The organism is Cohnella zeiphila (assembly GCF_014212055.1).
GTDB lineage: Bacteria > Bacillota > Bacilli > Paenibacillales > Paenibacillaceae > Cohnella > Cohnella zeiphila.
This window is the reverse complement of the sequence record NZ_JACJVO010000001.1, coordinates 222,968-241,395: the sequence shown is the minus strand read 5'-3', so window position 1 is coordinate 241,395 and position 18,428 is coordinate 222,968. Positions and strand designations below refer to the sequence as shown.

13 protein-coding genes are annotated in these 18,428 nt (G+C 60.7%); 4 read left to right on the top strand and 9 right to left on the bottom strand.

Annotation, left to right across the window (positions count from 1 at the left end):
* Position 1 precedes the first annotated feature (1 nt).
* Positions 2 to 937: a nucleoside hydrolase gene (locus H7C18_RS01055; RefSeq protein WP_337912649.1), complete on the bottom strand. Its 936-nt coding sequence runs from the start codon at positions 935 to 937 to the stop codon at positions 2 to 4.
* A gap of 79 nt (positions 938 to 1,016) precedes the next feature.
* On the bottom strand, positions 1,017 to 1,790 hold the full coding sequence (locus H7C18_RS01050; protein ID WP_185127203.1) for a phytanoyl-CoA dioxygenase family protein: 774 nt from the start codon (positions 1,788 to 1,790) through the stop codon (positions 1,017 to 1,019).
* A 74-nt stretch (positions 1,791 to 1,864) separates the two neighbouring features.
* On the opposite strand from H7C18_RS01050, the gene H7C18_RS01045 reads away from it, so the two are divergent.
* Positions 1,865 to 2,836, top strand: coding sequence for an AraC family transcriptional regulator (locus H7C18_RS01045; RefSeq protein WP_185127146.1), 972 nt, complete (start codon positions 1,865 to 1,867; stop codon positions 2,834 to 2,836).
* Positions 2,837 to 2,950: 114 nt separating this feature from the next.
* Here H7C18_RS01045 and H7C18_RS01040 read toward each other — a convergent pair whose 3' ends face one another.
* Positions 2,951 to 4,939, bottom strand: a complete 1,989-nt coding sequence (locus tag H7C18_RS01040) for a beta-galactosidase trimerization domain-containing protein (protein WP_185127145.1) — start codon at positions 4,937 to 4,939, stop codon at positions 2,951 to 2,953.
* Positions 4,940 to 5,100: 161 nt separating this feature from the next.
* Between H7C18_RS01040 and H7C18_RS01035 the strand changes: the two genes are divergently transcribed.
* Positions 5,101 to 5,973, top strand: coding sequence for a helix-turn-helix domain-containing protein (locus H7C18_RS01035; protein WP_185127144.1), 873 nt, complete (start codon positions 5,101 to 5,103; stop codon positions 5,971 to 5,973).
* On the opposite strand, the gene H7C18_RS01030 is transcribed toward H7C18_RS01035, so the two are convergent.
* The 5 genes from H7C18_RS01030 to H7C18_RS01010 all read right to left on the bottom strand — a co-directional run bounded on the left by H7C18_RS01030 (position 5,970) and on the right by H7C18_RS01010 (position 13,211).
* Positions 5,970 to 7,994, bottom strand: coding sequence for an MGH1-like glycoside hydrolase domain-containing protein (locus H7C18_RS01030; protein WP_185127143.1), 2,025 nt, complete (start codon positions 7,992 to 7,994; stop codon positions 5,970 to 5,972). The genes H7C18_RS01035 and H7C18_RS01030 overlap by 4 nt on opposite strands.
* Positions 7,995 to 8,030: 36 nt before the next feature.
* Positions 8,031 to 8,990: a carbohydrate ABC transporter permease gene (locus tag H7C18_RS01025; protein ID WP_185127142.1), complete on the bottom strand. Its 960-nt coding sequence runs from the start codon at positions 8,988 to 8,990 to the stop codon at positions 8,031 to 8,033.
* 12 nt (positions 8,991 to 9,002) lie between these two features.
* The gene (locus H7C18_RS01020; protein WP_337912648.1) at positions 9,003 to 9,926 is read right to left on the bottom strand and encodes an ABC transporter permease; all 924 of its coding nucleotides are present in this window, start codon (positions 9,924 to 9,926) and stop codon (positions 9,003 to 9,005) included.
* A gap of 70 nt (positions 9,927 to 9,996) precedes the next feature.
* Positions 9,997 to 11,556, bottom strand: coding sequence for an ABC transporter substrate-binding protein (locus tag H7C18_RS01015; RefSeq protein WP_185127140.1), 1,560 nt, complete (start codon positions 11,554 to 11,556; stop codon positions 9,997 to 9,999).
* Between the two features lie 185 nt (positions 11,557 to 11,741).
* Positions 11,742 to 13,211, bottom strand: coding sequence for an ABC transporter substrate-binding protein (locus tag H7C18_RS01010; RefSeq protein ID WP_185127139.1), 1,470 nt, complete (start codon positions 13,209 to 13,211; stop codon positions 11,742 to 11,744).
* A gap of 69 nt (positions 13,212 to 13,280) precedes the next feature.
* On the opposite strand from H7C18_RS01010, the gene H7C18_RS01005 reads away from it, so the two are divergent.
* Positions 13,281 to 15,125, top strand: a complete 1,845-nt coding sequence (locus H7C18_RS01005; RefSeq protein ID WP_185127138.1) for a cache domain-containing sensor histidine kinase — start codon at positions 13,281 to 13,283, stop codon at positions 15,123 to 15,125.
* Complete coding sequence (locus tag H7C18_RS01000; RefSeq protein WP_185127137.1) at positions 15,100 to 16,716, top strand: response regulator; 1,617 nt, start codon at positions 15,100 to 15,102, stop codon at positions 16,714 to 16,716. The genes H7C18_RS01005 and H7C18_RS01000 overlap by 26 nt, the downstream gene beginning before the upstream one ends.
* A gap of 505 nt (positions 16,717 to 17,221) precedes the next feature.
* On the opposite strand, the gene H7C18_RS00995 is transcribed toward H7C18_RS01000, so the two are convergent.
* Positions 17,222 to 18,409 (bottom strand): trans-sulfuration enzyme family protein, encoded by a 1,188-nt coding sequence (locus H7C18_RS00995; protein WP_185127136.1) that lies wholly within the window; start codon positions 18,407 to 18,409, stop codon positions 17,222 to 17,224.
* Positions 18,410 to 18,428: the final 19 nt, after the last annotated feature.

The window sequence follows — 18,428 nt, the reverse complement described above, 5'->3', positions numbered from 1 at the left end:
GCTATCGCTCTCCGGTACCGGCTTCCAGCTTCCGGAACAGGTCCTTGAAGATCGCGTCCCGGTTGACGGCCTTCACGCAGCGGATGAAGTGGCGGCTCGCATCAAGGCTCCACGTCACCTGATCGGTCAGCACCGGGCTGTGCACAAGATCGGACGGCACGGCTTCCGGCTGGACCAGGTAGGCGATGGCGGACAAGTCCCAGATCACGCGGGAATAGCCGTAATGGTCGTTGCAGCAGTCTTCGAACCGCTGCGCCAGGAACGAGCCGATCTCTCCCTTGCCCTGAACGTAATGACGAATTTCCGGGAGCGTCGTGATGAGGTGGGACGCGACGCCCATGCACGGAATCAGCACCAGCGGCACGCCGCTGTCCAGCACGACTCTGGCCGCGTGCACGTCCTGCGCCAGGTTGAACTCCCTCGTGTCCCGCCAGGACAGCGCATGGCCGCCCAGCCAGACGACGACGATCCGGCTGGCGATCGACGGCTGGAGCAGCAGGGCGGACGCTACGTTCGTGATCGCTCCGATCGCCGCGACATAAAGCGGGTCGGCGGCGTCGGAAGCGAGCGCCCGGCGGACCAGATCCCGCGCGGCCGGGCTGTCGACCGGCACGTCCGCTCCCGGCAGATAGGACTCGGAGCCCCGGAAGACGAAATCCTCATCTTCGGAGCGTCCCAGCTTCCCTACGATTCTCTTGATTTCCGCATAGCTTTTCTCCATTCCGTCCTTCGGGCCGTCGGACAGCTCATTGTGGAACGGCGCGGCATAGACGGCTTCCAGACGGATCCGCTCCGGCGACAGCATCGCGTACGCGAGCGCGAACTGGTCGTCGATCTCGTTGAAGGTGTCGGTGTCGAGCACGGCCCGGATCCGGCCGGTCGGCGGCGCCAGCCTCTCCAGGCGCAGAGATTCGGTAACGGCGGCATTATCGTTCACGGCAAAAACACTCCCATCTTCCATTGATAGGCATCGGCTTCAAGCCTATCTTACCTTATCGACGGGATTGCCGGAAGATTTACTTGAGCTGATACTCCGGCTGGTACGCTTTGTAGATCGGATTCTCCCCGCAAACCATCAAGCCCTGGCCCCAGTTCACGTGGACGTTCTCGGTCGGCAGGTCCATCGGGTCCCGGTATTGGAACAGGACGTTGCGCCGGTTGCGCTGGCTGCGGTTGACGTCCGAGCCGTGGATCGTCAGGTAGTTGAAAAACAGAACGTCGCCGGCTTTGGCCGGGCAAGGCGTCGCCGCGGACAGCGGGTATTCGCGATGATCGAGGTAGTAGCGGCCGACGTGCGGAAGCAGGCCCTGCTTGTGGGAGCCCGGAATGACGCACAGACAGCCGTTCTCCATGTCCGAATCGTCGAGATGGACGCTGCCGGCGAGCATCGTATGGCTGGCATGCGGGAAGTACGGCGTATCCTGGTGCAGCGGAAACGCGGCGCCCTTCTCCGGCGGCTTCACCAGCATCTTGCTGTGATGAAGCTGGACGTTGGGGCCGATCAGTTCCTTGAGGACGGCGGCCATGTTCGGATGGATCGCGGCACGCGTGAACGACGCGTCGTGATAATGCACGTCGTGGAAACCTTTGAGCACAAGCTTCTTCAGTTCTTCGGGAGGCAGATAGTCGCCCTGCCACGTCGCGTTGCCGTCAAACTTCGACTTGGCGGCGCGTTCGATGATTCCGTCGATGGCGCGGCGCATCTCTTCGACCTCTTCGGCAGAGAACACGCCACGGACGAGCAAGTACCCGTTCTCCTTGTAAAATTCAACGTCCTCTGCTTTAATCATCTTATTCATGCATAATCCCTCCTGGGCGCCGAAAGCGCTTTTTGATAGGTCCAGTATAGGACGGATCATGCCGCATGTATTTGCATAAGAGCGACCTCGATTTGTACAATCGCGCCAAGGGGGCGGAGCCGTTGCTTTCTCAGGAGAACTTTCTCTATGTTATGGGCGTGCTCAACGAGAGCGTCAGAACGTGCGAGTGTTCCGGCGTCGAATATCAGATCTTCAACTGGGGAGTGGAATGGTGCCATTTCGACAATCCGGTTCACCGGCATTCGTTCTATGAGATCTGTTATGTGCTGGAGGGAAAGGGAGAGTATGAAGACGAGGAAGTGATCTTTCCGCTGGAAAACGGAACTCTCTTCGCTTCGCTGCCCGGCCATTGGCACCAAATCCGCAGCGGGACGGGGCTGAAGCTGTTTTTCGTGGCGTTCGAGGTCGTGGGAGGCGCGTCTTCGGATGCGGCGACCCGGTCGGAGGCGGCACGGCGGTACGAATCCGAGCTGGACGATTATTCTTCCCCGATCGCTCAAGAACCGGAGGGCGTAACGGCGCTGCTGTGGCGGGCGCTGTACCATCACATTCTGCAGTTGGAGGCAGGCGCGGATGCTCGGACAAGCGCCTTGTGCGGAATGCTGCTGCGCTCCTTCCCGGCCACGTTCGGAGCGCAAGAAGAATCGGCTGCGGTTCGAGCCAAATCGCTCTCCCGCAGCCGTTCCCATCTCGCTCAGCTCGCGAAGCGGTTCATTCGCGACAACTTGTCGCGGCCGCTTCGCTTGGAAGACGTATCAGCCTACCTGAACATTTCCGGCCGCCACCTGACCCGCATCTTCAAGGAGGAGGCCGGCCTGTCGTTCGGGGATTACGTGACCCGGGAACGGATGCTGGCGGCCGAGAGCCTGCTGAAGACGACGGTTCACAGCGTGAAGGAGATCGCGGACCTGACCGGGTACCAATCCGTCCACTACTTCACCCGCGTCTTCTCCGAGCGGTACGGGACGCCGCCCGCCGAATACCGCCGGACGCACTTCCAGGAACGCGCGGACTGACTTCGACGTTGCCTGCCTCTCGCCGCCCCCGCCACTCGGCAGGGAGTCAGCCGAAGCGCTGCCTTCGTCCTCGCCAGCCTAACGGGAACCTGCACAAGCGGAGGGCCGCCCCTCTTACGGCTTTTCCATCTGAACGACGACCATCTGATGGCACTCGAACTCCGGCACGACGAAGCGCACGCCGTCTTCTCCAACCTGTGTGAACTGCAGCTTCGTCCCCTGCGGCGCCAAATACACGTCGCTTGCCGATCCCGGCAGGCGCAGCGTCACTTCGACATTGCGCAGCGGCACCAGATCCTCGATCACTTCCACCCCGTCTCCGCGCTTGACCGGCGAAGCGTACAGCAGGTGAGCGACGTACCGGTTCCGACCGGCCTGCCGCTGAACCGTCGCGACGCCTTGCGCCGGCAAGTTCGTCCGGAGCGTGCGGGAAGCGCCGAGCAGCCGGTCCAATGCGTACAGCACGGTCTCTTTGAGCGGCAGGCTGCCCTTCGTCGCATAGTCCTCGAATACGTTCCAGGCGATGTAGATTCCGCTCGCGCTCTCGACCATACCCGGCCCGCCGGTTTGGCGCGAGCTTGGCGTATGCTGATGGGAACAGAACGTGAAGACGTCGCGGTTGAAGTAGGGATCTTCCCTCAGGCCGAGCTCCGTGCCGCCGTCCAGCTCGATCCGCTGGCCTTGGCCGTAGAAGACGAAGGCTGCGTTCTTCAGGCTCGGCAGCTCGAACCCGGGCCGAAAATAGTCGGGCCGGTACGGATTGTCCCCGATCCGCTTGACGCCGAGGTCGATGCCGAAGCGTTCGCCGGAGACGTCCAGGCCGGAGCGGCCGGTCGCGAGCACTTTGCCGCCTTGCTCCAGATAAGGCCGCAGCTTCGCTTCCAGCTCGGGAACGAGCAACGCCTGATCTGGCAGCACGACGACTTTGTACCGTTCGAAGTCGGCCTCCAGATCGATTACGTCGAACAGGATTTTCCCCTCCAGCAGCATGCGCGCCGCGCCGGCGTCGATCCGTCCCCCGGCCCCGGCAGGCAGCGCTTCCGGCAGCAGCGGCTCAAGCGCTTCCAGCGTCAGCAGGGCGACGTCCGCCACATTTTCCGTATCGGCGCACCAAGCTTCCTTCGTCTCGACCTCCCGATAGGCCGCTCCGATCAGCTCGTACGTCGCCTCGTCCATCAGGCCGTCCGGGTGCAGCTGGTCGCCGACCGAGATGCGGGCGCCGTTCGCCAGGCTGAGCGCCGCCTCGTACCGCAGCGCGTTCGGATGCTTGTAGCCGCCGAATTCGCCCCAGGTCGTATGGAACTTGCCCGTCATGCCCAGGAAGTTCATGCCCAGCGTCTGCGCGTACCGCGCCGACAGCGGGAAGTGATCGTAGCCCCAGCCCCCCGTCGGCAGCGATTCCAGCTCCAGATGGGTGTTCATGCGGGCGAGGTCTCTTCTTCCCCTGCGGATATGCCCGCTGTTGTGGAAAATGCCGAGGCCCGGCTTGATTCCGTGAATCCGCTCGCGCACCTTCTCCGTGTATCTCGCGAACGTTCGCTCCCCCAGCGCCAGGACGGCTTTCTCGTCCCGGGGGTCTTGTCCCGCCGCCCGCAAATCGCGAACGCAGTATTGACAGTAGCATTTCCGGACGCCGACGATGTCCAGGAAGATGCCGTCCGCGTCGTACCGGCGAACGACCTCTTCGATCTGGTCGAGCAGAAGGTCCAGGTACGGCGTGTTGAAGCAGAACTCGTGATAGCCCGGCTCCAGGAAGCCTCTCGCCCACCCCGTCCGGTCCTCCTTGTCCCGGACGAGCCAATCCGGATGCTGCCGCGCCAGCTTCTCGTCCAGGCCCGCCGACAGGTAGACGGGCGTTTTGACGCCGATCTCGTGCGCCGCTTCGATCATCCGGCCCAGCAGATCGAAGCCGAGTCCCGGGTGGATCTCGTTCGCCTCCGACGGATGATAGGCCCAGCCATGGTGGCATTTGGAGAAGATCGTGATCGAGTCCACGCGCCCCTTTTGCAGCATGGATTGGAACTGCTCCTTGGAGAAGCGGCTGCCGATCGCATCGATCGCTTCCGACGTGTGAAAATCGAGATGAACTTGTCTAAACCGCAATGGAATCCGCCCTTTCGCGCTTGTTCTCCTCTTAACAATAGTCCTCTGAACGGCATGGCGGATAGTGAGAAAAACGACTTGCGATCGCACAAAATCGACTTTATAATGGGGGTGATTCTCACGACGGACGGGCCCGACCTGCCCTGGGAGGGAGCGCTTCCATGGATTGCATCCGACTGCCTTTTCCGCCCTTGCCTCAATTCATCACCATCGGTTACGGCGTCTGGGAGCCCGGCATGCGCCATTTCAAGCGCGTCTTCGACGTCTACGACCTGCTGTTCGTGACCAAGGGCACCCTTTACATGCGCGAGGAACGGACGGATTACGCCATCGGTCCGGGCGAGATGCTCTTGCTCGAGCCCGGCAAGACGCACGTCGGCCATCGCCCGTGCGAGGAAGATACCGGCATCTACTGGATGCACTTCTACCATCCCCGCGAGACGTCCCGTCTCCCCCTTCGCCAGATCGCGTGGGACCAGGTCGTCCAGATCGGAACGGACAAAGACCATGCCCCGCTGGAGCATGGTCTTTACCTTCCCAAGTTCTCGTCATACGACGGCAAGCGGCTGCTTCCCTTGATGGACGACATGCTGCGCATCCAGAACTCGCTCGTTCTGGGGAACGCGCTGGCCCTGCACGCCCGGATGACCGATCTGTTCGCCGCGATGCAGGAAGGGCTGCAGCTGAGCTCCGACGCGTCGCCGTCGCTGGCGCTGAGCCGGAAGATCGAAGCGTACTTGCGCGAGCGCGCCCATGCTCCGTTGAAGACCCTTCGATTGGAAGAAGACTTCCATTTCAATCCGGAATATTTGTCCCGCTGCCTGAAGAAGCACACGGGCATGACGACGACGCAGTACATCCACTATCTGAAAATGGAGGAGGCCAAACGGCTGCTGGCGTCGACCGATCTTTCCATTCCGCGCGTCGGCGAGACGGTCGGCATTCCGGACGACAACTACTTCATCCGGCTGTTCCGGGAGAAGACCGGCCTGACGCCGGGGGAATTCCGCAAGCACCGGCGCGGCCGGATCTAATCGTACGTTTGAGAGGACGGAACGCCGCGGTACGTCTCGCTTCCGTCGCGGACGATCCGGCAGAAGCCGGGCTCCATGTGCACATCGTAGCGATGGCCGCGGTAGGCGTACCCGATCACCGAGACGTTCCCTTCCTCCGGAGGCTGCGGATGGATCAGCAGCCTTCCGTCCAGCTGCGGCCGAATGCCGGCCATGCCGAAGACGACCGCCTGGGCTCCGGCCAGGCCGGAAATGTTGTTGGCGCGCTTGTGAGCCGGCGCCATCGGACGATCGCTGTAGTGCTCCTGCGGCACATAGGGCAGGCGCTCGCCGATCCAGAGATGGCGCTTCAGCACATCCCAAGCCAGCTCCGGCCGGCCGATCTCCCACAGCGTCTGCGCCAGAATCGGCCCTTCGCCGCCGAAGCTGCCGCCGCCCGACCAGTCGGGATCGTTCACCTCGTAATGAAGCTCGTCCTCCGCGGAGATGCTCGATACGCCGCAATCTCCGAGGAACGCCCCGTCCCGCAGATGAGACAGCAGCGCATTCTCCATCTCCTGCGTGCAGGCTCCCATCCGCAGCGCATCGTACGCTTGGATCGAATAGATGAGTTCCCGGTGGCCGTCCGGATACAGGCTGCGGAACCATCCCGCTTCCGGATCCCACAGCTCCTCCCGGATCGCCCGGCGAATGCGGGCCGCCTTGTCCCGCAGTTCCGAAGCTTCGGCCAGGTCCAGATGATCCGCCAGCTCCGCCAGCCGATCGTAGCACCAGGCTCGCTCCGCGTTCGGGCTGGCGACGACGTGCTCGTAGCCGCTGCCGCGCATCTCGAGCAAGTGATGATGCTCGCCGTAATCCAGCAGCTCGCCCCGGTGGGTCAGACGCTTCTCGTCGACCTCCAGCACCCGCTTCAGATGCGGATACAGCTCCGGGACCACGCCGTGCTGGCAGAAGAGCGACCAGGCGAAGTGGACGAACGCCCACAGGCTGTAAGAATAAGCGAACGGCTCGTCGCCCGTGCCGTCGGGAGCAAAGCTGATATGACGATCGATCCCGCCCTCTTCCATGAACCGCAAATAGTTCCGCGACCGCTCGTCGCCCAGCAGCATCGTCAGCGCCTGGCCGACATAGCCCGCCGCGTCCCACGGATAATTGTTGATGCCTCCGCCGTCCATGCCGGATATGACCGGGAACGGTCGAATTTTGAACGCCGGATGGTCCCATAGGCAGACGAGTCCGCTGATCAGCGAGCGGCGATAATACGCCTCCAGGCCGGGAATGTCGCTCTCAAGCTGCGGCAGTGCGGCCTCGGCGCGGTTCAGGACGTCCCGCCAGCGCTCCTCCGTCTCCTCCGCCCAATTCGCCAGGCTCGCAGGCGACGCGCATTCGCTGCCGGCGTCGGTCAGCGTGACGGCCAGGCGGAAGACGCTCTCCTCTCCGGGCGCCATATCGGCAATCAGCCGTTCGTGATGCAGCGTCACCCGCACTTCTTCGTTTTCCCGAACGGCTTCGGCACCGACTCCGACCCGTTCGAGCGCCGTTCCTCCCTGAGGAGGACTGAATTTCCATTCTCCGAGCGGCACCTTGCGCACGCGCCCCGGTTCCAGGCTCGGGAACATCTCCAACGTAACGTTCCGGCCGCTCCGGTTCGTTACCTTCACCGCGAGCGCGAAGCCCGCCCGTCCCGTCAGCGGCACCAGCTCGCTGACGACCCGGAAGGAATACAGTTTGCCTTCCTTCAACCAATGATACGTTCCGCGGCGAACGATCCGGTCCGGGCGCCAGACGGCCCCTGCGAATAATAGACCGCAGTCCCGCTTGCCCAGATTGCCGGTATCTTCGATCGGAACGCCGTCCGCGGCGAAATCCAACCGAAGCTGCAGCTCGCCGGCGGCATAAGGAGGAGAGAAGCATCCCTTCACCCCCGAAACCGTGCCGTGCAGGGGCGCCGTCACGCTGTACAGGCTCGTAACCCCGATATGGTTGGCCGGAGCCGTGCTTCGGCGCAGATCGAGCGCATATAGATCCAACGGGTCGCTCATGTTGCGATTGTTCCTCCTTCTGTCGGCCGGGACGGCCTAGCCTTTGACCGCGCCGACGGTCAGGCCTCTGACGAAATATTTCTGCAAGAACGGATAGACGAACACGATCGGTCCGATGCCGACGATCGCCATCGCCATCCGCACCGTCTCTACCGGAATCGCCGCCGACGCGCTGCCCGCGACGTTCGCATCGACCATGCCGGAATTCAAATACTGAATGTTGTAGATCGTCTTGTACATCAAGTACTGCAGGCTGACCAGCTTGTTGTCGCTGATGAATACCGAGCTGGTAAACCAATCGTTCCAGTAAGCCAACGTCTGAAACAAGCCGATCGTCGCCATGACCGGCAGCGACAGCGGCATGACGATTCGCGCGAAAATCTTGAATTCGCCCGCGCCGTCGATCTTCGCCGATTCGATCAGCGACACCGGGATCGTGTTGGTGAAAAACGTGCGCATGATGATGACGTTGAACGGCGCGACCAGGTGCGGAATGATGAGCGCCCAAAGCGTATTGTTGAGACCCGCGTCGTTATAAATGAGATACCACGGCACGAGTCCCCCGCTGAACAGCATCGTGAAAAATACCCCGAACGCCAGCACGTTCCGGTAAGGCATATCCCGGCGGGACAACGGAAAAGCGAGCAGCGACGTCAGCAGCAGGCTGCCGACCGTGCCGATCAGGGTGACGGCGATCGAAACGCCGTAGCTGCGGTAAATTTGCGCCGCATCCTCGAACAAATACCGGTAAGCGAACAGAGAGAATTGCTTCGGAATGATCTGGTATCCGTAGGTCACGATCGACTGTTCGTCCGTAAACGACACCGCGATGACCAGCAGCACCGGATAAATGCACGCCAAGCTAAGCAGGGCGAACAAGGCGACAAGCAGCGCATTCGCCGTACGGGACAAGCCGTTGCTCGTCACGGAAGGATTTGCCTTCCGTTTGCGAGCCTTGCCGGCAGCCGACGTATGTGATTCGATGTGTGCGTTCATATCGGTCCCCCCTTAGAACAGCGCGTTTTCCGGGCTCGTTCTGCGCACGATGAAATTGGTCAACAGCACCAGCACGAACCCGACAACCGACTGATAGAAGGAAGCGGCGGCCGACATGCCGACGTTGCCGCTGATCAGCAGCGACCGGTATACGAACGTATCGATGACGCTGGTCGTCGGGGTCAGCACGCCTGTATTGAGCGGCACCTGATAGAATAAGCCGAAATCCGCGTTGAAGATGCGGCCGATCTGCAGGATGACGAGCACGATGATGACCGGTACGATCAACGGGATTGTAATTTTCCAGATTTGCTTCCATTTGGAGGCTCCGTCGATGACGGCCGCTTCGTAATATTCCTGATCGATTCCGACGATGGCGGCCAAGTAGACGACCATGCCGTAGCCGACGTTCTTCCATAGGTTGACGAGCGGCAGAATGACGGTCCAGTAGCCCGGTTTGGTGTACCACGAGACCGCCGGAAGGCCGAGAGGCTCCAGGATCGACTTGTTGATGAAGCCGTAGCCGCCCAGAAACGCGTAAGCGAGATAGCTGACGGCGACGAAAGACAGAAAGTAAGGGAACAGCAGGCTGCTCTGAAAAACCTTCGCCAGCTTCCGGCTTCGCAGCTCGTTCAAGGCGATGGCCAGAAGAATGGCGCATACCGTGTTAAGCACGATAAACAGCGGGTTGTACAGCACCGTATTGCGGGTGGCCACCCAAGCGTCTTCCGTCTGGAACAAAAATTTGAAATTGTCGATTCCTTCCCAGGGACTTCCCAGAATGCCGCCGATGTAATTGTAATTTTTGAAGGCGACGACGAGGCCGAACATCGGAATATAGTTGTTGAAGATCAGCACCGCAGCCGGAACGACCAGCATCAGGAACAGGGCGCGATACTTTACGATGTTGAAGAGAAAACCCGCTTGACGGCTCACGCTCCCCACTCCTTTCACCATCCGTCGAGAGGCCGGCGGTCACCCGGACGGCCGGCCTCTCTCGATTCGTTTATTTCTTGGCGGCCAGGAAAGCGTCGATCTGCTTCTGCTTCTCGGCGATGACCTTGTCGAGGCCAGCTTTCTTCATCTTGTCGATAAAGACGGGCAAATCCTTGGCGGGATCCATGACGCCGGTGCTCAATCCGTCGATGTACGAATTGTAGATGTTGGTAATCGCCGCCTCCTCGTTCTTGACCGGTTCGGCGTTATAGCTGAAGCCGACGATCGGCGACGGCTTCGCCGAAGCGTTGAACGCCTTGTATTCGTCCCACTTCTTCGGATCCTCGTTATCCCACAGATAGTCGAGGAACTGATTGCCGAACATGTAGTTGTTGCCCGGCGCATACCCGCTTTGGCCGGCTTGAACGCCGTCCGGCAGCTTGATCACGTTGTCGCTTGTCTTGACGTAATGCTTGCCTTCCACGCCGTAGACGAGCGTGTTCAGCAGCTGGGCGTCCGTGTGCAGCAGGTTGATCAGCATCATGGCGCGTTCCGGATTTTTGGACGTGCGGGAGATGGCCGTCATCGCGCCGTTGAGGTCGCCGCTCGTCGTGTAGGGCTGCGTCAGCACGACCTGCACCATCGGATGTCCCCACTGCTGGCTGAGCACCGCGTCTTTGCCCGGCGTCAGCTGCTGCCATTGGGCGAAGATCGTGCCGGCCTTGTTGTTCGGGCCCGCGTCCTTTTGCGTGGCGGGATCGTTCTGGAAATATCCTTTCTCGTTCCAGCTCTTCATCAGCTGCAGCATTTGCTGCATTTCCGGCGTTTCCCACTGGTCGACGACCGTCGTGCTGCCGTCCTGCTTGATCGCGCCGGGTACCGCTCCGATCTGTTCGAACGGAATGAGCGAGATGTTGTTCTTGCCGCCCCAGAACGGAACGACGTTCGGCTCTTTCTCTTTGATCGTCTGCAGCATCGGCTCCAGATCCGCGTACGACTTGATCGTGCTGATATCGAAGTTGTACTTATCGACGAGGTCCTTGTTCAGCACGATGCCGAATTCGCTGGCCATCTCTTTCTCGACCGGAACCGCGTAGTTCTTGCCGTCGATCGCCGTTCCCGTCAGCAGCTCCGGGTTCATCTGCTCTTTGGTCTCCGGAGCGTATTGATCGATCAGGGACGTCACGTCGAGGAACGCGCCCTTGGCCACGTTGCCGCTGAAGTTGTCCCAGCCGGCCGTGAAGAGAAGATCGAACGGCTCGCCGGAAGAGACCATCAGGTTGATCTTTTGGCTCCAGTTGCCCCAATCGACCGCGTTAATCTTGACCGTGGCGTTGATCTTGTCCTTCAGTTCCTTGTTCATCTCTTCCTCGACCGCCGCCACATCCTTCTGTTCGGTGCCGGGATAGTAGATGCTCAGCTCGACCGGATCCAGCTTCTGCTCCGATGCCGATGCGCTAGCCGACTGCGTCGGTGACGACGACGCCGACGACGATGAAGACGGAGACGCCGACGGGGAATTCGACCCGCTTGCCCCATTGTTGTTCGAGTCTCCGCATCCCGCCAGCGCGATCGACGAGAGGAAAGTGACGGAGAGAAGCGTAGCCGAGATTTTGGATTTGCGCTGCATGGTAACCCTCCTTTGTGTGGATAAAGCGATATTGCGATTGCGACAAATCCCATTGTAGACGCTTTCTCGGGCTTGCTGAATCCAATTATCTATAGCGGCCTTCAAAATTCTATCGAAAATGTCTTCTCGGCGTAGAAGCCGAGCCTCCTTTTTTGCATGCGCTTACATCCAAATGAAAACTTTGTCTACGGCAGCACTCCATTTTCCACCGAGTCGGCCTGCGACAAATTTTTGGCGGCCAGCGGCAGTAGCGGATCGAAGTCGGGAAAGACGTAATCGTTCATGTTGATCAGCTTCTGGTAGATCGCGTTTTCGATGGAACGGTTGTACTGCTCGGTCAGCTCTTTCAATGCCTCTTCGGGCGATCGCAGCCCCTGCAGAATATCCCGGTACGCCTTCATGCGCACGGAATCCCCCACGTTGCCCTGGATGAATTGGGTCGGCTCGTATTTCAGAATGAACTTCGGCTCTTTGGGGTAGATCGACTCCTCCGACGCAGGAAGAAACTCTCGCATGCTCGGCAGCGAGGGCCGATACCGGCTGTCTTCCGTCACCTCCGGACGGGCCGGAATGAGCTCGCCTTTCTCATACAGCTCACCCAGATAGTCGTCGGACAACAGATACTGCCAAAGGTCTATCGCCTCCTCCTTGTGAGCCGTGTAGGCGTTGACGGCGAAAGGCGGCTCGGGCTCGATCATGAGCGCCCCCTTCCCCTTGCTCGCGGCATCGAAGCTTGGAGGCATCGCGGCCCCCCATTCGAACGAAGCCGGCAGCATCCGCTCCAGCGCGGCGAAGTCGCGGCTCGACACGATCATCATGCCGACGTTCCCCTGGGCGAATTGCGTCAGCGCCGTATCGAACTTCAGCGAGATCTCGCCGGGGAACAGCCCTCCCTCCCGCTTCATGTCAAGCATCGCTTGGAACCATGGCAAGTACGCGGAGAAATCGTATTTTCCCAGCGTATAATCGTAATCGTAGACGCCGCCGTACGTTCCCGCCATCTCGAGCGGCAGACGGAAGCCGGCCTCGTCGTCGTTCGCCGGCAGCGCGAAGCCGTATCGGTTGTAGCCGGTCCCCGCCTCCGAGATGCGGTCGGCGCAGCTCTTCAGCTCCTCCAGCGTAGCGGGCGGACGGTCCGGATCGCAGCCGGCGCTCGCCAGCAGCTTCTTGTTGTAGATCAGCCGCACGGTCATCATGGCGGACGGGATCGCATAATAGTGGTCGTTCTTCTTCGTATAATCAGCCGCCCATGCGGGGAATTCGCCGCGAACGTCATCCGGCGCCGCTTCCGAAAGGTCGAGCAGCCAGTTCTTGTAGATATAGCTCGTCAGCCAGCCGGTTCCGATCTCGAACACGTCCGGACCTTCACCGGACGTCATGAGCATGTTGAGCGATTCGTCGTAACGGTCGCTTGGCAGGGCAAGCGTCTCCACTTGAACTCCGGGGTGCGACGCGTTGAACTTGGCGATCAGGTCCTCGACGTCCTTCGTCCGGGCGGAGTCCTGAAAGGCGAGGGTAATCTCGTCCGCCTGGCCGCCGCCCGGCATCGAAGAGGCGGCCTCCGAACCGGCCTGGCCGCTGCAGCCTGCCGCAACGAGCAGCGCCCCTCCGGCCAGCAGAAGCTTCGCTGCGTCTCCAATAACGCTTTTCATCATTTTCGAATCCCCTTATAATGGTGTGGAACCGCTGTCAACATCTACATCAAGGAAAGGGGCAGCCCACGTATGCTCGCGCTTCGGAAAGCCGCCGGCCTGATCACGCTGAACCGGATCAGTCTGAAGTATCGGCTGCTGCTCTATTTCCTGCTTCTCGTTATCCTGCCGACATCGATCATCTCCGTGACGATCTACAACGAGTCGTATCGCACGATTACGGACAACATCGACGCTTCGGTTCAAAAGAACCTCAATATGACGGAAACGGTGCTGCTCAAAAAGTTCGAAGAGATGGACGGCGTGGCGAACTCCATCTATCTCAATCCGGACATGATCGATCTTCTGTCCGCCGATCGCCCGACCGACCAGGTCGGCTTCGTCAACGAGCTGGCGAATCTGAACAAAATCCTCGACGGCTACGATCAGCCCGACGGACCGGGCGCCCAGTTCATTCCGAAGCTCTACATGCTGGACCGGCCCGAATACGTGCAATACAACTTCTCCCGCAGCGTGTCGACGATCGGCGAGATCGAGACGGAATCATGGTACACCGCCCTTCCGCCGAAAGCCCGCTATACCATCGTCGGCCTGCAGGCTCAGACGTCGGCGACCGGCACGACCTATACGATCAAGCTCGCCAAGCGGCTGTTCGGCCTGAAGAACGTGGCGATCCCGTACGTCGGCCTGCTGACGATCGACGCCGATATCGACGACTTCAACGGCATGCTCTTCCAGCTCAAGCCTTCCGCGAACAGCTCCATCTTCATCGTCGACAGCAAGGCGAACGTCATCGTCAGTCCCGATCTTTCGCTTCTGGGCCAAAGCGTAGCCGGCGATTCTTATGTCGGGAAGCTGATGGGGCTGGCGGAATCGGCCGGTTCGTTCGAAGAGAAGATCGGGGGACGAGCCGAGCTTGTCTCCTTCCGCCGTCTCGAATCTCCCGACTGGACCATCGTCTCCGTCTCTCCGCTCAGCGACCTGGACGGCAAGCTCGTCTCCTTCCGGAGAGCCATGTATGTCGTGCTTGCCCTGTGCATGGCGCTTGCGTTCGGCATCGCCCTTCTGCTCTCGAACAACATCTCGAATCCGATCCGCAAATTCATCAAGACGATGTCCTACGCGCGGGAAGGCAACTTCGACATCCGCATCCAATATAAGCGCAAGGACGAATTCACGTACCTGTTCAGCCAATACAACCAAATGATAAAGCAGATCAAGGAGCTGATCAACAAGCTGTACGTCAGCGAAGTGAAGAAAAAAGAAGCGGAGCTCAAAGCGCTGCAATCGCAGATCAACCCGCATTTCCTGTACAATACGCTCGATTCGATCAATTGGATCGCGCTGCGCCACGACGTGCCCGACATCAGCCATATGGTGACGAGCCTGTCGGACTTTTTCCGGTACAGCCTCAGCAAGGGACGGCGCGTGATCCCGATCGAGGACGAGCTGCGCCAAGTCGAAAGCTATTTGTCGATCCAGAAGTTCCGCTTCAAGAACCGGCTGGACTACTCGCTTCGCGTCGGCCCGGACGTGCCGGGTCATTATACGGTCAAGCTGGTCCTGCAGCCGCTCGTGGAGAATGCCATCCTTCACGGCATCGAGAAGCGGCACGGCAGCGGCCGCATCGACATCGCGGCCCGCCGGATCGCGGACCGGATCGAGATCGAGATCGCCGACGACGGCGTCGGAGCCGATGCGGAGGCGCTGAACGCCATGCTGGAAGGCGGCAGCGGCGAAGGCGGTTCGTTCGGAATGTTGAATGTCGATCAGAGATTGAAGATGACGTTCGGAGACCGGGCCGGCATCCGCTATCGCAGCCGGGAAGGCCCCGGCATCGTCGTGACCGTCACCCTACCGGCCGTGACAACATGGGAGGAGAACGAGGAAGATGCTGAAGATGATCATCGCCGATGACGAATACAATGTGCGGGAAGGGCTTAAGGAAGTCGTCCGCTGGGAGGAGCTCGGCGTCGAGGTGATCGCGGACGCCGCCGACGGCCTGGAGACGGTCGAGCTGTGCCGGGCGCTGAAGCCCGACATCCTGCTGACCGATATCCGCATGCCGATGATGGACGGCCTGGAAGCCGCGCTGAAGCTAAAGGAGAACGGCGATCCCGTTCGGGTCATCATCATTAGCGGGGCGGAAGATTTCGGCTACGCCAAGACGGCGCTCAGCCTGAACGCGGACGGTTATATTCTGAAGCCGATCAAGCTCGACGAGCTGCGGCAGACCGTACGCAAGGTCGTCGACGCGATCTCCGCGGAGCGCAGCCGCGAAGCGCAAGCCGAGCGCTTGGAGCGGCAGGTGCGGGAGAACATGCCGGTGCTGCGCGAGAAGTTTCTGGCCGAATGGACAATGGGCATGTACGGCAATGAAAAGGAGGTGGAGGACAAGCTGCGGTTTTTCGGGCTGCCGTTCCCGGTGGAAGGTCCATGGACGGTCGCGGTGGTGCAGATCGACGATTACGAGCAAGCGGTCGGCCGTTACAGCGAAGCGCGCAAGCAGCTGCTCGGATTTTCCGTCCACAATGTGCTGGACGAGATCGCCGCCCGCGGAGGAAGCGGCACCTCGTTCCCCATGTACGAGAACGAGCACGTCGTGTTGTTTCGCCCGCCGGCGCCAGGTGCGCTCGATACGGCGGCCGTCTGCCGGGAGATGACGGACAGCCTCCGCACCTACCTGAAGCTGTCCGCCTCCTGCGGCATCGGCCGGCCGGCTCGCAGCGCGGTCGATCTGTACGGATCCTATCGGGAGGCGCTGGCGGCGATCCGACATACTTTTTATACGGGCAAAAATTCGGTGCTGTTCATCGGCGACTTCGAGGCGGACCGCCGGGAGCTTGAATTTCCGCAGCTGTTCGACGCCGAGAACGAACTGATCCGCCTGATGAAGCTCGGGGACGCGGAGGAAGCGGCGGCGACCGTCGGACTGATCTTCGACACGCTGCGCGGCCATCCCCGCCTGCCGATCGGCTATGCCCAGAGCGTCTGCGTCGAGCTCGTCCACGCGGCCGACAAAGCGCTTCGCGAGCTGGACGAGAACATCCGGCAGATCGTTCCCGATTATTCCGCCGTGCTCGCAAGCCTCTACGACAAGCGGGAAGCTTCCGAGCTCCGCGAGGCGATGCTCGGCCTGTTCGGCCGGCTGGCCGGCTTCTTCGCGCAGAAGCACACCCAGAAAAACGGCCGCACCGTCCAAAAAATCAAAGCGATCATCTCCCGAGCCTACATGGAGAACGTCTCCGTATCCAAGCTTGCGGAGGAAGTCTACTTGTCTCCGAACTACATCAGCCTGATTTTCAAGCAGGAGACCGGCGAGAGCATCACCGAGTACGTTACGAAGGTACGGATGGAAGCCGCCAAAGAGCTTCTCAAGTCGCCCGACCTCAAAATATTGGACATCGCCGAGATGGTCGGCTTCGAGAACGCCGCTTATTTCAGCACCGTGTTCAAGAAGTACGCCGGAATGCACCCGCAGAAATACCGCGCGCTGTTCCAGTCGTGACGCTACTTGAAGCCGTTCTCCGCCCGGCTTATCTCCGATCGCGGGCAGCGACTGCACGAAGACGAACTGCCGGATGTACCCGAGCACCGGCCCTCCGATCAAACTCGGCGTAAAGGAAGCGGTGCGAAAAAAAGAAGAGTCGAGCGGCGGGACGCAACCGGCATCCGGCGAGTTAGGGATGCAGGGCGCTCGCTGCGGCACCTTCCAAAATCGTAGCAGGGCCGACGTCGCGATTCTGAATCGCGGTGCCGGCCCGAAGATTTCGATCCTCTCTCAAAACAGAGGGAATACCTCCCCTTATTTTTTTCGTTACGTCCGGCCCAGGAGAATTAGCGGGAAAAGCTCCCTTTTTTTAACGCTTCGCCTCATTCCTCAGCGTTTCTCTCCCCAGTAAATGGACGATTTCCCTCTAAACCATCGATTTTGACCGGAATCGCCCTTTTTGGAGTTAGAAATTCCCTTTATTCCGCAAACGAAGCCGCCCATCGAATGCAACATCCGCAGCCTAGCGCCCCGCTTCCGCTTCGGCCGCCGCTTCGGCCCAAGCCCGATCCAGGTCGCGAACCAGATCGTCCGCGCTTTCCAGGCCGACGTGCAGGCGAACGAGGCTGCGCGCCCCCGGGACGGCATATCCGTTCGGGGCCGGGCCGGCGGTGACGAGCGACTCGAAGCCGCCCCAGCTGACGCCGATCCGGAAATAACGCAGCCGGTCCGCCCATGCCCGCATCGTCTCCACCGATTCGCCGGATTCGAACGAGAACAGTCCGCTCGAGCCGGTCATCTGCCGCTTGGCCAGCTCATGCTGCGGATGCGACGGCAGGCCGGGATGGTTGATCCGCAGCACGTACGGCTGCCGGCTCAAGTGCTCCGCGACCGCCAGCCCGCTGCCCTCGTGGCGCTCGAGCCGCAGCGGCAGCGTGCGCAAGCCGCGCTCTACCTGAGCCGCCGTGAACGGCGTCATCACGCCGCCGAGCAGCATGTATTCCATGTCGGCAATCCGTCCGACCAGCTCTTTCGAGCCGCTGACGACGCCGCCGAGGCTGTCGCTCTGGCCGGAAATGTATTTCGTGATCGAATGGACGACAAGATCGATTCCGAGCCGGATCGGCTGCTGGAACACCGGGGTCGCCCAGGTGCCGTCGATAACGGTGACGATGCCGCGGCTGCGGGCCAGCCTGGCGCAGGCCTCCAGATCCTGAAGCTGGAACAGCATCGTCGTCGGACTCTCCAGATAAAGCAGCTTCGTGTTCGGGCGCAGCGCGGCGGCAATCTCCTCTGTCGAACGTCCGTCCAGGAACGTCGTGGTCACTCCAAAACGGGAGACGTAATCCCGCAGAAACTGCTTGGTCGGCCCGTAAGCCTGGTCGACGCAGACGACATGGTCGCCCGCCCGGACGACCGACAGAATCGCCGCCGAGATGGCCGCCATGCCGGAAGCGAAGCATTTGGACATTTCCGCGCCCTCGAGCTCGGCCAGCTTGTCTTCCAGATAGCGAACGGTCGGATTGTTTCCCCGCGAATAGACGTGACGGTGCTGCAGGTCCTGATTCGCTTGCAGGAACTCGTCGTACTTCTCGAACGAGAACAAGCTCGTCTGGTAAACCGGAATGTGGATCGATCCGTGGTGCCGGCCGTCGAACGGGTCGTGCGCAGCCGACGTATACAACTTTTCGCGATCGCCGAGTGTGGTCATCAGTCATGTTCCTTTCCGT